At 43.5% G+C, this 14,069-nt stretch carries 14 protein-coding genes and 1 pseudogene; 3 read left to right on the forward strand and 12 right to left on the reverse strand.

The window, feature by feature from the left end:
* Positions 1-10: 10 nt before the first annotated feature.
* From L696_RS0120340 to metH, 3 genes are all read right to left on the reverse strand, one after another.
* A complete protein-coding gene (locus tag L696_RS0120340; protein ID WP_025685276.1) occupies positions 11-817 on the reverse strand; it encodes a TIGR01457 family HAD-type hydrolase in 807 nt (268 codons plus the stop codon).
* 508 nt (positions 818-1,325) lie between these two features.
* A complete protein-coding gene (rnz, locus tag L696_RS0120350; protein WP_025685278.1) occupies positions 1,326-2,258 on the reverse strand; it encodes a ribonuclease Z in 933 nt (310 codons plus the stop codon).
* 78 nt (positions 2,259-2,336) lie between these two features.
* A complete protein-coding gene (metH, locus tag L696_RS0120355) occupies positions 2,337-5,777 on the reverse strand; it encodes a methionine synthase (RefSeq protein WP_025685279.1) in 3,441 nt (1,146 codons plus the stop codon).
* Between the two features lie 233 nt (positions 5,778-6,010).
* Between metH and L696_RS0120360 the strand changes: the two genes are divergently transcribed.
* On the forward strand, positions 6,011-6,553 hold the full coding sequence (locus L696_RS0120360; protein ID WP_025685280.1) for a 1,2-dihydroxy-3-keto-5-methylthiopentene dioxygenase: 543 nt from the start codon (positions 6,011-6,013) through the stop codon (positions 6,551-6,553).
* Positions 6,554-6,655: 102 nt separating this feature from the next.
* On the opposite strand, the gene L696_RS0120365 is transcribed toward L696_RS0120360, so the two are convergent.
* The 4 genes from L696_RS0120365 to L696_RS0120380 all read right to left on the reverse strand — a co-directional run bounded on the left by L696_RS0120365 (position 6,656) and on the right by L696_RS0120380 (position 8,955).
* Positions 6,656-7,450 (reverse strand): HAD family hydrolase, encoded by a 795-nt coding sequence (locus L696_RS0120365; protein WP_025685281.1) that lies wholly within the window; start codon positions 7,448-7,450, stop codon positions 6,656-6,658.
* 186 nt (positions 7,451-7,636) lie between these two features.
* A complete protein-coding gene (locus L696_RS0120370) occupies positions 7,637-8,146 on the reverse strand; it encodes a hypothetical protein (protein ID WP_025685282.1) in 510 nt (169 codons plus the stop codon).
* Between the two features lie 126 nt (positions 8,147-8,272).
* Complete coding sequence (locus tag L696_RS0120375) at positions 8,273-8,479, reverse strand: DUF896 domain-containing protein (RefSeq protein WP_025685283.1); 207 nt, start codon at positions 8,477-8,479, stop codon at positions 8,273-8,275.
* 107 nt (positions 8,480-8,586) lie between these two features.
* Positions 8,587-8,955 (reverse strand): LysM peptidoglycan-binding domain-containing protein, encoded by a 369-nt coding sequence (locus L696_RS0120380; protein WP_049827467.1) that lies wholly within the window; start codon positions 8,953-8,955, stop codon positions 8,587-8,589.
* Between the two features lie 189 nt (positions 8,956-9,144).
* Between L696_RS0120380 and lexA the strand changes: the two genes are divergently transcribed.
* Together lexA and L696_RS31270 are read left to right on the forward strand one after the other, a co-directional pair.
* Positions 9,145-9,771, forward strand: a complete 627-nt coding sequence (gene lexA / locus L696_RS0120385) for a transcriptional repressor LexA (RefSeq protein WP_025685285.1) — start codon at positions 9,145-9,147, stop codon at positions 9,769-9,771.
* Positions 9,772-10,399: 628 nt separating this feature from the next.
* The gene (locus L696_RS31270; protein WP_162833922.1) at positions 10,400-10,576 is read left to right on the forward strand and encodes a hypothetical protein; all 177 of its coding nucleotides are present in this window, start codon (positions 10,400-10,402) and stop codon (positions 10,574-10,576) included.
* Between the two features lie 409 nt (positions 10,577-10,985).
* Here the strand turns inward: L696_RS31270 and L696_RS0120395 are convergent, their stop codons facing one another.
* The 5 genes and pseudogenes from L696_RS0120395 to L696_RS0120415 form a co-directional block, all read right to left on the reverse strand.
* On the reverse strand, positions 10,986-11,321 hold the full coding sequence (locus L696_RS0120395; protein ID WP_025685286.1) for a LytTR family transcriptional regulator DNA-binding domain-containing protein: 336 nt from the start codon (positions 11,319-11,321) through the stop codon (positions 10,986-10,988).
* 80 nt (positions 11,322-11,401) lie between these two features.
* Positions 11,402-11,548, reverse strand: a complete 147-nt coding sequence (locus L696_RS29775; RefSeq protein ID WP_014281452.1) for a cyclic lactone autoinducer peptide — start codon at positions 11,546-11,548, stop codon at positions 11,402-11,404.
* Entirely contained in the window at positions 11,545-12,081 is a 537-nt protein-coding gene (locus tag L696_RS0120405) for an accessory gene regulator ArgB-like protein (protein WP_025685287.1), read from the reverse strand. Before L696_RS0120405 ends, L696_RS29775 begins: the two co-directional genes overlap by 4 nt.
* On the reverse strand, positions 12,059-12,691 hold the full coding sequence (locus tag L696_RS0120410; RefSeq protein WP_025685288.1) for a hypothetical protein: 633 nt from the start codon (positions 12,689-12,691) through the stop codon (positions 12,059-12,061). The genes L696_RS0120405 and L696_RS0120410 overlap by 23 nt, the downstream gene beginning before the upstream one ends.
* Positions 12,692-13,539: 848 nt before the next feature.
* A pseudogene (locus L696_RS0120415) lies at positions 13,540-14,069 on the reverse strand (glutamine synthetase); the annotation flags it as partial.

Below are 14,069 nucleotides of genomic sequence, written 5' to 3' on the forward strand. Positions count from 1 at the left end.
ATATTTACTATTACTTACACTCTTCCTGGAGCCAATCCCGCAATTCATCCAGATTGTCAAAAATCAGGTCAGGCTTTACTCCAACGACACGTATATGTTCGTCCAAATTATTGCGGGTCGAAACACCCGATAGTATGAGAGCTGTTTTGCAACCTGCCGCCGCACCTGCCGCAATATCGGTAAGCATATTATCGCCCACAACAAGAGCTTCATCCGCTCTAATGTTCAAGCGATCCAGCGCATAGTTCATTAATACACTTGAAGGCTTGCCAATGACTATCGGTTTTACCTGTGATGCCGCTTCAATCGCAGCTCCAATCGTTCCTGCCCCCGGCGTGAGTCCATCCTGTGAAGGCAATTGTAGATCCGGATTCGTCAAAATAAAAGTGGCCCCTTCCCGAATCCAGCGCATGGCAGCAACCAGCTTATCATATGTAAATAGGCGATCTATCCCCTGCACCACATAATCGGGATGATCCTCCACAAGCTGCAATCCGGCATCCGTGAGCGCCTGACGTAATCCCGTTTCACCAATACAATATACTCGTGCTCCAGGACCTTGCTGTCCAACATATTGTGCAGCCGCCAGCGCCGAAGTACATACTTCATCGCTAACCGCTTCAATTCCCATACCTACCAAATGCTCTGCCACCAACTCGGGTGTGCGTGAAGCATTGTTCGTAACATAAGCGTAAGGTATCTGGTTGGTGCGCAATTGGGATATGAGCAGATCCGCACCCTTGATCATCCGGTCCCCATGATACAATGTTCCATCCAGATCAATTAGTAACGATTTTATCGTAATTCCCTCCCGCACTTCAAATCAATTCATAATAACATTGAAATTATAATTCATCCCATGAATGATGTTCACCTTCTTATTTAATCACCTTAACCATTCAGGTCATAAAATAAGTTGGCCTCCCCATTTCATCTTATCTATCTTAAGTCAAAAATACGTATGAAGTCCATGAATTGCTGATAAACCGTTCAAAATAATGCCATTCCTCGCTAAAAGCCGTCGCTTTCCCAGAGAATAAGCTTACATATCCGTCGAAATCCATCGAAGATGCCTTTTCTACAAGGGAAATTTCCTGTATTTCCTGGCCCTGCTCAAAATACAAAATGCTTAAAATTCGATATATAGAAAACCGAATATGACACGCCTCCATATGTGGTAGTACAAATTCATTCGACCCCACCCCTATGTCGCCCTCATCTCTTGTCGCATCCTGCGCTTTCCCGGAAAATAATTTCGCAGGAAAAACAAAGGCACCGGAGCAAGCCCCGGTACCCATACACGTCTATCTTTTATAACTAACCGTTTATGAACCGATATCGGGCACCGGTAGCAGCACATGCTGCTCCGCCAGCAATGAATTGGGGAATATACTCCGCGCTTCCTCCAGCAACGACTGAAGCTGCTCCTGATCTTTATATCTGGAGCTAAAATGCGTCATGATCAATTGGCCCGCACCTGCCGCTTTAGCTGCTTCCGCCGCCTGAAGTGCTGTACTATGATGATATTCATACGCCGTATCCGCCAACTCATGCAGAAAAGTAGCTTCATGAACGACAACGGTTGCATCTTGAGCCAATACTACGGTATTCGGACAAGGCCGCGTGTCACCAAGAATGGTGATGATACGCCCTTTTTTCGGTGTACCCAATGCATCCTCAGGATGAAGAATGACTCCACCCTCCACCTCCACGCTTTCTCCACGCTTCAGCTTGCCATACACCGGGCCGGGCTTGATTCCGTATCGCTCCAGCAGCTCCTGATTGAGCTTGCCGGGCTTATCCATCTCTACAATACGATAGCCGTAGCTGTCAATACGATGGTCCAGCAGAGCCGACTCCACACGGAACTGCCCGTCATCAAACAACACTCCTCCCGTATGCTCCACAATATGTAGTTGGTAGTTGATACGGGATTGGCTGATTCCCAGTGATAATTCGATGTACTGCTTTAATCCGGGTGGCCCGTATACCGTCAACGGTGTCGTACCTCCCTGATATGCCCTGCTTGAGAGCAGACCCGGCAGACCAAAGAGATGGTCTCCATGCAAATGGGTAATAAATATTTTTTCAAGCCTGCTTAGCTTAAGCGGCGAACGCAGTACCTCCTGCTGAGTTCCTTCGCCGCAATCGAACAACCACATGCTTCTTCGTTCCTCCAGCAAACGGAGTGCGATAGACGTCACATTTCGCTGGATCGTTGGCACACCTGCATTCGTGCCGAGAAAATAAAATTCCATGACTTTAACCTTCTTCCTGCTGACCAGCAAAAAACCTCCGAAGCTCGGAGGGTCTTTGCTATCCCACTGATAAAGGTGTTATACCTTTTCGACGTTAAAATACTGCGCCTGAGGGTGGCTGAACACCATGGCTGATACTGAAGCCTCCGGTTCCATCATAAACCCTTCTGTCAGTTCAACGCCAATATCCTCAGGTTTCAACAGTTGGAACAACGGTCCCTGATCCTCCAGATCAGGACAAGCCGGATAACCAAAGGATACCCGTATGCCCTGATATCTGGCACCATGCCGCTGTTTCATTGTCATATCGGCAGGGTCCGGGAAGCCCCAACTGTCCCTAATAATATGATGAAGCCGCTCGGCCAATCCCTCTGCCACTTCCAGAGCAACTGCCTGAAGCGCATGAGAACGCAAGTAATCACCTTTTTCTTTCCATTGCGTGGAAAGCTGCTGAATACCATGACCCGCCGTAACGACCATGAAACCTACATAATCCATAACTCCGGATTCCACCGATTTCAAAAAATCAGCCAGACACAGATAAGGTTCTACCTGTTGGCGTGGAAACGTAAAGGTGTGCAGTACCTTGCTCGTATCCGCTGGATCATAGACCAAAATCTGATCTCCTTGGGACTGTGCAGGGAAAAAACGATACATGGCATGTGCCTGAATAATCCCATCTGTAACGGCTTCAAACATGATGCTGTCTACGGTTTCCTTCAACTGAGTCGCTTTCGGATTCCCCGAAGCCAGCAACTGCTCTACATTTCCTCTTAAACCAAGATGATGCCCCATCAGCATCTGCATATTCACATAAGGCAAAATATAATTAAGCGGATAGTTACGCAGTACGTGACGATCTGTATCCGGCGGCAAATAAACAGGCAAATCCTGAGCAATGTTAGAGCGAACCGCCCGGGTTAGCTTAGGCAACGGCTTGGTTTCCACGACCGTCGCAGCTTCCGCCTCTCGCTCAGCCTCCATGTCCTCAGCCATTTTCTTACGGGACTCAGGATTCATCAGCTTGTTCGCGATATCCAGACCATCCATAGCATCCTTCGCATAGACAACCAGTCCGTCATACTCTGGACGGATACGATTTTTCGTAAACTTACGCGTCAAAGCAGCTCCGCCAACCATAATCGGGATATCAATATTCGCATTTTTCAAATCCTGTGCAGTCAACACCATTTGTTGGGCCGATTTAACAAGCAGACCGGATAAGCCAATCATGTCGGCCTTTTCTTCACGGTAAGCCTCAATAATGCGTTCTGGTGGTACTTTTATACCCAGATTCACAATATGATAACCATTGTTGGACAGAATAATCTCCACCAGGTTTTTACCGATGTCATGCACATCGCCTTTGACCGTAGCCAGCAGAATCTTCCCTTTTACCGAGGATTCGTTTTTCTCCATATACTGCTCCAGGTAAGCTACCGACGCCTTCATGACTTCAGCGCTTTGCAGCACCTCTGCAACGATCAATTCGTTGTTGTTAAACAGACGGCCTACTTCTTCCATCCCCTTCATCAGCGGGCCATTAATAATCTCCAGCGAAGAATATTGGGCGAGCGCTTGCTCCAGATCCGGAATCAGTCCCTCCTTACTGCCCTCCACTACATAGGAAGCCAGCCGCTCTTCGAGCGACAGGTTAGACACCTTCTCCTTCTTCTCCACTTTCTTATTACGGAAAGCAGCCACAAAAGCGGCTAAAGTTTCGTCGTTCGTTTTATAAATCAGGTCTTCGGCGAGCTTCCGTTCATGCTCGGGTATCGAAGCATAACGCTCGAGCTTCTCCGTATTTACAATCGCGTAGTCCAAGCCTGCTTTGGTACACTCGTACAAATAGACGGAATTGAGCACTTCACGCCCCGCCTCCGGTAAGCCAAAGGACACGTTACTGATACCCAGAATGGTGTGAACCCCTGGAAGTGCCTCTTTAATAATCCGAATCCCCTCAATCGTTTCCTTGGCCGAACCGATGTACTGCTCATCACCTGTTCCCACGGGAAATACGAGTGTATCAAAAATAAGATCCTCGGGTGCCAGACCGTAACGGTTCACCAGCAGATCATAAGAACGTTTTGCCACTTCAAGCTTATCCTCACGTGAAATAGCCTGACCACGTTCATCAATGGTTCCAACAACAACAGCCGCGCCGTATTTATGAATAAGAGGTGCCATTTTCTCGAATTTCTCTTCGCCATCCTCCAAATTAATGGAGTTAATGATCGCCTTCCCTTGCGAATATTGCAAGGCGATATCAATGACCTGAATATCCGTGGTATCAATTACAAGAGGAACCTTTACCTTATTCACGACCAGCTTCAAAAAGGCTTCCATATCCGTCATTTCATCGCGGTCCGGGTCCTGTACACAAATATCTATCACATGCGCTCCGCTCTTTACCTGAGCGCGGGCAATTTCAGATGCCTCTTCATATTTGCCTTCCACGATCAAACGCTTGAATTTGCGGGAGCCGAGAACATTTGTTCGTTCACCAACCATATAGGGACGATTTTCCTGTTCAATATATACAGGCTCAATACCCGATACAGCCGGTGGGTGATGACCTTCCAGCGGGCGCGGCTCAAACTGCGCCATACGTTCACTCATAACCCGGATATGCTCAGGCGTGGTACCACAGCACCCCCCTGCGATATTCAGCCAGCCTTTTTCGGCGAAAGCGGCCATTTTACGGGCCAATGAATCAGGTGATTCATGATATTGACCGTTTTCATCAGGCAAACCTGCATTTGGATAACAGCTAATTGCTGCTGAGGACATATCGGAGAGAGAGCGAATGTGATCCCGCATAAACTCCGGTCCTGTAGCACAGTTCAGCCCAATCGACACCGGGTGCAAGTGTTCCAGCGATATGCAGAAAGACTCAATATTCTGACCTGCCAGAGTCGTTCCCATCGGTTCAATCGTTCCCGAAATCATTAACGGAAGCTCAATACCTGTCTGTTCAAAAGCCTGCCGAATTCCAATACTTCCAGCTTTGACGTTAAGCGTATCCTGCGAGGTCTCCAAAAGCAGGGCATCCACGCCGCCTTCAATTAACGCCAAGGCTTGCTCTTCATAGCTCTCGATCAGCTCCGCAAACGTAACACCACCTGTCACGGATAATGTTTTCGTTGTCGGTCCCATGGCTCCTACAACAAAACGAGGCTTGTCCGGTGTGCTGTACTTATCCACCGCGTTACGCGCCAATCTAGCTGCAACCAGATTAATCTCACGGGCACGCTCCGGTATATCGTAATCCGCCAAAACAACGGATGTTGCTCCAAAAGTATTCGTTTCAATCAGGTCTGATCCGGCCTTCAAGTATGCTTCATGTATCCCTTGAATGACATCCGGTCTGGTCAAGACCAACATCTCATTGCAGCCCTCCAGCTCTTCCCCACCAAAATCGTCGGGGGAAAGATCCTCTTGCTGGATCATGGTGCCCATGGCACCATCAAGAATGAGTATTCTTCGTTGTAATGCATCCTGTAAGCTAACTTTATCCAAAATCTCTTCACCCCCCGCAAAAACGTTAAATCCTAGTTTAGCAGAAACCGTATCATTTAGATAGATTGAAGTAAAATCATACGTTTTATACGGCTTCTTCCGTACATAAAGCCACTCTCGATATTCATTTTTACAGTTTGTAGTATAAATTGTTACAAACCTATATTGTACAACGATTCAAGACATGGTATCCTATATACAGCATTAAACCAAGTGGAAAAGAGGGATAACCGTTGGCTGAAATCCTAATACGCAATACGAATGTACGAATTAGCGATGAAGACAAGGTACGTGAATTTTTGGAGAGCCAAGAGGTATTGTACGAGCATTGGGATGCTTCCAAGCTGGCCGGGGAGCTGCAAGAAAACTTTATCCTGACGGATGAGCAAAAAGCGGCTGTTCTAAGCACTTTCGAACCCGAAATCAAGGATTTAGCCGCCCGTCGCGGGTATAAAATATGGGATGTTATCACCTTGTCCGAGGCAACGCCGAACCTGGATGAGCTGCTTGCCAAGTTTGAGCAAATTCATACGCATACTGAAGATGAAATTCGTGCTATTGTGGCAGGCAAAGGCATTTTCATCATTAAAGGCCCTGAAGAAATCGGTTATTTTAATGTTGAGCTTTCACCGGGTGACGTTATTTCCGTACCAGAAAATATTCCTCACTTCTTTACCTTAATGGAAAATCAGAAGATCGTCGCAGTACGTTTGTTCATCGAAGAAAATGGCTGGATTGCCGAGCCGTTTGAAGATTCATCATTTATTAAGGCATAATACTATAATAGCGAATGTGGATAAAGCAACTCCCTCTGCTCTGAGATATCTGAGCGGAGGGAGTTTTTTGGCTTGTTACTATAAATTAGAGCCGAAAAGCACTTACTTAAACGATTGAATAATCCCATTCAATTCGGACAGATGCTTAATTTCGAACTTTGGCTTGATTTCTGTAGTATTGGTTTTGGCGTTTCGGTTCACCCACACGGAGTGCACACCTGCCGCCAGAGCCCCTTGAATATCAGTCGTCAGCTTATCCCCCACCATTAAAGCATGTTCAGGCTCAATACCTAGAAGTCCCAAAGCATGCTGGAAAATAGACGGATCAGGCTTTCCTTTACCAAACGAACCTGAAATAACAACGTGATCAAAAAATGGAGCTAGCTGCGGAACGCCATCCAGCTTTTCCTGTTGTAGATCAGGGGAACCGTTTGTCAACAAAAGCAGCTTATACTGCCCTTTTAGCTGCTCCAGAATCTCAAACGTTTCTTCATAAACATGGGGGCGGGAGCGTCTTTCCAAGGCAAATTGGGTTGCCAGCTTTTGCGCCAACTCTTCATTATCAATCCCCAGCTTTTGAAGACCTCTACGCCAAGATTCCTTTCGATAAGCAGGGGCCAACTGTTCCAATTGCCGGAATTCAGGCTGCTCTCCTGCCGTAAAATTCGCCCACAATCCTTCAAACGGGTTAATACCAATCAATTGAGTAAAACTAAAGGTTTCATAAGACTCATACAAAGCACGCGCTTCCTTGCGGACTGCTTCTTCCAAAGCCTTCGGATCAACGCCTGCTTCCCGGGAACCTGTCTGGCACGCCGCGTCAAATGCCTCTTCTACGCTGCGCTCATCCCACAGAAGTGTATCATCAAGATCGAACATTACCGCCTGAATCGTCATCTGAATTATCCACTCTCTTTCCACTTTATATGTACGCTTGTTCTGCCTTGTTGCGTCTACAAGCATTCCAAATGTGCCCATATTAAGCAAGAGGCCGCGATGTGTTATATGAGATAACATCATGCGACCTTATTTACAGAGGCTACAGCCCACAGACAATTTAAACGATTCGTACCAAAGAAGTCGTTATTTTTTGTCTATTTGAACCTGATTAGATAGCGCAAACTTCTCAAGCCGCTCTGCAATGGCATCCGTATCATAACGGCCCAGTGATTTTGTGAAAATAAAATTGCCACCCTTACCTTTTCTTTCAACCGTTACGTAACCCTTTTCAATCTTGATGGCTTTCATATCCTCTGCTGTCATTGGACGCTCTCTGCCACCCTTCAGCATATACAGCGTGCTCTTTCCAACCTTCAAATAAGGACGACGGATGAAAAAGATAACAGCCAGCATCAAATACAAACCGAATACAAGCCAGTCCATTCCCCGCATGCCAGTCTTAGTCAAAAAATAACTCATGAGCATGTACAAAACTGCAAGTCCAGCCAGCATGATTGGCACGGTAATATTACGTCCACGGAAAATATCCATTGCAGAACCGGCACCACTAATGGTTTGAATACCTTGCTTTTTACGCGATTTATTCAAATGCGCTGTGTTTTTGCGAACTTTTCTTTCAAATGACCGGGCCATCTCTCAATTCCCTTCCCAAATATATTGCGTAAAAACCATTGCCACCAATCCTAATCTATAGATACCAAAAATAGATACCTAAAAAAACGAAAAGCAAATTACGCGGGCTAAGCCGCTTTAGCAACATTAATGCGTCAGCCCACCATTTCCCTTCGACGTATCTTCGTCCACAATTTCAATCGTATCAAGTTGCTGCCGGAAATTACGGCGAATATTATCCAAATAAATTTCCCGAAGATTGGCGCGCTCTACTGTTTCCTCTTCCGTCAATCCTTCGGCTTTTGCTTTGCGAGCCAATTCATTGATGCGCTGTACCAAGCTGTCTATATCCAAATTCTGTCCCCTCCATATAAGCAAAGATATAATACACTTTGACATGTAGAAAAGAGCTTGTCAAGGTTCCCTCATTACGTCCTCTGACAAGCTCTAATCGTGACAGATCAGAAATACGGAAGCTTTAAAATCTGGCCTGCCTGCACTCCCCGATCTTCCAGTCCGTTAATCCGAACAATTCCTTCTATATATACCCGTGTATCCATTCGTTCCGGTTTATGATTGGAGGCAATCTGCCACAATGTATCCCCAGGTTGTACAATAAGTTTGGTCACCTCTTTATTCGAAACCGAAGGAGCCGCGAATACTGTCAGTACACCTGCACCTGCGATCCAGGCAACGATAACCAGAATAAGAAGTTTGGGCAGAAGACTGTTGGAAATGGTCCGTACAAGCTGTGTCCTTCTCTCATTCCGGACATTATGCATCTTTTCTAAATTCATTGGAAAAATACTTTGATATGTGCTATATTTCATCATTGGCTGCGTCCTCCAAACGTTCGTTCTTATATTTTTTCACAATATAACACGAACATTTGTTTTGTTCAATAGAAAAGAGAACAAAAGTTCGTAATTTTTTTAGGGATTATTTAGAACTTATGTTTGTACGAACGGAGGTTCTATGCTATAATTTTCCCAAACGTTACTAAATGGGGTTGATACGGTATGTCTAAGATTTCAAGCCGCCAGCAGGCCATTCTTGAATTTATCCGCAATGAAGTGCGTCTAAAGGGGTATCCCCCTTCTGTGCGCGAAATAGGTGAGGCTGTCGGATTGGCCTCCAGTTCTACGGTTCACGGTCACTTGGATCGTTTGGAGAAAAAGGGCCTGATTCGTCGTGATCCAACGAAACCACGGGCTATCGAGTTACTCGGCCAAGACGAATCGGATAACAGCAACTTGATTAATTACTCTATTAGTCGTGTTCCGGTCGTCGGCAAAGTAACAGCCGGTCTGCCGATTACAGCAACAGAAAATATTGAAGATTACTTTCCTCTTCCCCAGCATTTTGTTGGTGAGGATAAAATGTTCATGTTATCTGTTGTAGGAGAAAGCATGATTGAGGCTGGTATTGCCAACGGAGACTATGTCATTGTACGTCAGCAGCAGACAGCCGATAACGGCGACATTGTCGTCGCCATGACGGACGAGGACGAAGCTACTGTTAAAACTTTTTACAAGGAAAAAGATCATATCCGACTTCAACCGGAAAATCCGGCCTTTGAACCACTTCGTCTGACGCACGTCAGTATTTTGGGCAAGGTTGTAGGACTCTTCCGGGACTTCCACTGATTTTTCATTTTCAGCCCCGTTATTCTTTTCGCTACAACAAAACCGGCTGCCCATAGCAAGCCGGTTTTGTATTGATCTTATGTACATAGAATCTACCTCACTACTATCCTTTTCCCTTTTGATAGCCCATGGATTATGTGTATGCTAAGGAGAATTCAACCAGAACAACCTTTGATCGCATTCATTACATACAAATAATTATCCATTTTAAATCATTGGAAAAGCAACTTGAAGCTGTACTTTCCGAAAGAAATAACTACCCAGAGGACAGTCCAGCATATAAAGAGCTTTCTGAACAAATGAATCACATTCTTGAGTAGGAAACATATTACCAGAAAAAACTTAAAGCCCTTTATAGTAAGTAATATACTTCTCCCCGTTTGTTATCTTCACTTTTTATCATTTTGCTCGTGCTGATTTACTGTAACTTTTCCTACAACGTAAAGTTGGTAAGGATAAGGCAGGTAAGCATGAGTTTTTTTACGTTCCTTACCTTTATACTTTATTAGTTTCTGAATATCAGAGTCATAGGTAATAGCTTCTTTTTGGTTTTAATAGATTTATGCTGATACATTGTTAGTGCTACTGACATATGAATAAAGTAGACCTTAGCAAAGGAGATATGCAGATGATCAAAAATAGAGTCAAAACGTATAAGCATCGTATTGGTAAGAACAAATTTCTGGTCGTAAAAGTCTTTCAAGCCGCTGCCGCCGAAACAAGAAGCGGTAACGCACTAGCCACCAATGCATTGAACATCAAAATTTCCAAGCGCAACCGTAAGCGGAATCATAAACGCTTCTAAGATTCATCGTACCTTCTTTTCTTTTCCTGTGAAAGGAGGTGATATCATGTGTAAAAAACATTTCAAACGTAATGTGAGAAGAAGAGGATTATCGATCCGTTCAAATCAAAGAGCTATTGCGCGCGCTAGAGGTAATGCACTGGCTGTTAATCTGTTTAGCGTAAATGATAGACAACGCAGACGTTAATGATTGTTTTTAAGCGAAAAGCGGGAAGGATTGCTTTCCGCTTTTTTGTGCCGCATTATAGTGTAAAACGGAAATTGAACCAATAATAGGGGGCCTGAAATTCGAAACTCTTACCTATATCAATTCCTAAAATTAGGTACATATGAACAAAAATCAGGGAGATGAATGTCTCTTATGATTCGACAATATAAGCCGAGTTATTTTTGACAAAAAAAAGAGCCGCTATCTAGTAGCAACTCCAGTGAAGATTATGTTCGAATTAATGAAACCCATTTCCTCTATAACCTCGTCAAATCGGTAATAAGAGATCGGGCACCTCTTCGATGTTTTTGTTATCTCACATTCAAAGTAAGCGTCTTTGAAAATGCCATTAACAATTTTCACCTTTTCCACATTCAGAGTATTGCTTCTGTCCACATTCAAGAAATGGAACCCATTATTATTTAGGAAGCTTTCCCAATGCCTTAGGGTGCCGATCATGTAATATGTTTTTTCGAATGTGTGAACTAGAATCTGATCCCTGTTACGTCCTTTAGATATGAAAAGAACCTTGTCCACTGGTGTGTTTTCGCCCTTGTTAATACCTCGAGAATCATCAGCTGAGACGGTTAAGTTTAGCTTTTCATATATCTCCCACTTTATTTCAACAGTTCTTCAGGTGGTTCGGGACTGTGAATCCAAGACAAACTCGCTGTACTCACTGATACAACTGCAAGTGAAGTTAGTAATATGGCAGCATTGTAGTACATGCCAATCTTAAATTTACTAAATTTAGGACTTTTCATTTTTCGCACCTCCTCTCTATTAATGTTAAGCTCTGAACAAAAAAACTAGCAGCTACCACCGGAAAAGCCAGCCACAAATTAAGTGTTATTATTGCAACTCCGCAAATTTTTAACAATGGGTAGTGCCGTTTAGGTATACGAGTCTTCCCGTGTATTCTAGACGGAGCATAAACTAAGACAAGTATTATACTTAATATCGAAGTAATAACTGTCCAATTATAATTTAAATTCACAAAGGACAGGGCGGTAAGTAAAGCTGTAGATACAACAATGCATACTATATTGCTCTTTAAATGTATTCCTCCTACAACTTGACGCAGTATAGAAAAAGATATCATCGCCAGTACAGTTTCCTGCACCTTACCCGTAATAAATGAAATACCAATTGTTAACAAAATGATTGAAACTGTATTAATCACAACGGCTATTCCATGTTTTAAAACCGCAATAGAAGCTGGATGATCCGGTACAACTGTTTTGATATGAGTTGCAATATCAAGAGCGATAGAATCAAGATTTTTTATAATAATCACGCTCCGTTTTTAGCGCATAGTACAGGAACATTCCAGATGCCAAAGCTATAAATAAAATACTCAAAGGAAAATTATTGACGTAGAACATAAATGTACTAGCTGCTAGTACCCCAATTATTAAAATAACAACAAGTACATGTTCCCACCTAAAACGCAAGCTTTCATAATCTGCTGTAAAGCCTATTTTGAATTTAAATAGTAACCATGATATAGCTAACACCCATGCACTGGTTACAGCTTGAGCTAACGATCCCTCTGGAGAGGTCTGCATGTCTGATGTCAATGTACCAAAGAGCATTACTATGATTATTGCTTGAAACAGCGTATACAAAAACGTACCTGTAATGGATATAATAGCTGCCCAAATAATGGGCATCCTTACAACAGTAGTTATCAATAATGTGAATAATATAATGTTTATAGTCGGAGCAAAAAAAGACAACGACATTTCTTCTCTCAACACCATACTTTGCAAATTCATGATTAGGCTGATAAACAAGGCAGGCCAGACAAAATCTAAAGCTCGGATTCTAAAAATAGTAAGCATTAAAACAAACGCCGCAAATGTTTCAACATTAGAAAATAGCAAGAACCGTATAGGCTCCCACATAACACATATCCCCTTCACTCAGTTGTAACCAACACTATAATTCTATATTTGCTATAACAGCATGGCAATACAATTATATGTTCATTTGGAATATTTTATGTATTATTCTAGGTAAATATTTTTCGCTCGTTTCCTTATAATGTGTTTATTGCTCTAAGAACCATATTTCAAAAAAGCTCTTATTTCACGAGCTGGAAAATACTATTTACCGCAAATTTTTCTTTTCGAAAACCTGGGATCATGGAAAAACGTGTCCAATATCGTGCCCCAACTCATACAGGTTCTCTTCTTTGATTATTTAGGATGTTACAAACGATCAAAAAAATCATCAAACACAGTCAGCCAAAAGAGACAAGACAACATGGCATTAATACACCGATGTCTTGCTTACGGACTTCGATCCAATTCACAAACTCTTCCTTTGCAATTCTTTTAGTACCTCCAATTGAAAAATTCGGTATCCTCTTTTATCTTGAGTAATTCATATACACGATCTTTTAAAATACCTAAATATTGAGTAATATTGAGTAATATTGAGTAATATCTGCTGCACTTAAAATTTCAGACAATGTCCTCAATGTAATTCTTTCATTGGCAATTACTCTTTCAATGCGATGGCACCCCGAATGAAAAATGGGTTACTGATGTGACGGGATTCCACTTGTTTGGACAAAAGGTAAAGGTACGATCTAAATCTGGTAATGTGTCGATCTGATGGTAGACCAATTCCAAAATCCATAAAAGTTTGGGGGCATTTTGGGGCAACTATATATCGGATTTATATTTTTCACTCACTGTCCCCAAATTAAAAATCCCTCAACGCTTAGAGCGCCAAGGGATTCTATGTTTTAGTAAAGCGTCAAATATTGATCACGTTCCCATTGATGTACTTGGGTGCGATACATATCCCATTCAATTTCCTTAAGCTCGTAGAAGTAAGCCAGCGCGTGGTCACCCAAAGCATCCGAGATAACCTCGCTTCGAATCAGCTCGGACAGAGCTTCCTTCAAGTCCGCAGGCAGGCTTGGAATACCCTCTTCAATCCGTTCTTCCTCAGACATAACATAGATGTTACGATCAATCGGAGCTGGCAAAGCCATTTGACGTTTGATGCCATCCAAACCGGCTCTCAGCATCACAGCCAGCGCCAGATAAGGGTTCGCAGCCGGGTCAGGATTACGAACTTCGACGCGAGTACTCAGACCACGAGATGCCGGAATTCGAATCATCGGACTACGATTACTGGCAGACCAGGCAACATAACAAGGAGCTTCATAACCCGGTACAAGACGTTTGTATGAATTCACCGTTGGATTCGTGATTGCTGCCATCGCACGTGCGTGCTTGAGAATACCAGCCATATAATGGCGGGGCGTCT

The sequence above is a fragment of the Paenibacillus maysiensis genome (assembly GCF_000520815.1).
GTDB classification, from domain to species: Bacteria; Bacillota; Bacilli; order Paenibacillales; family Paenibacillaceae; genus Paenibacillus; species Paenibacillus maysiensis.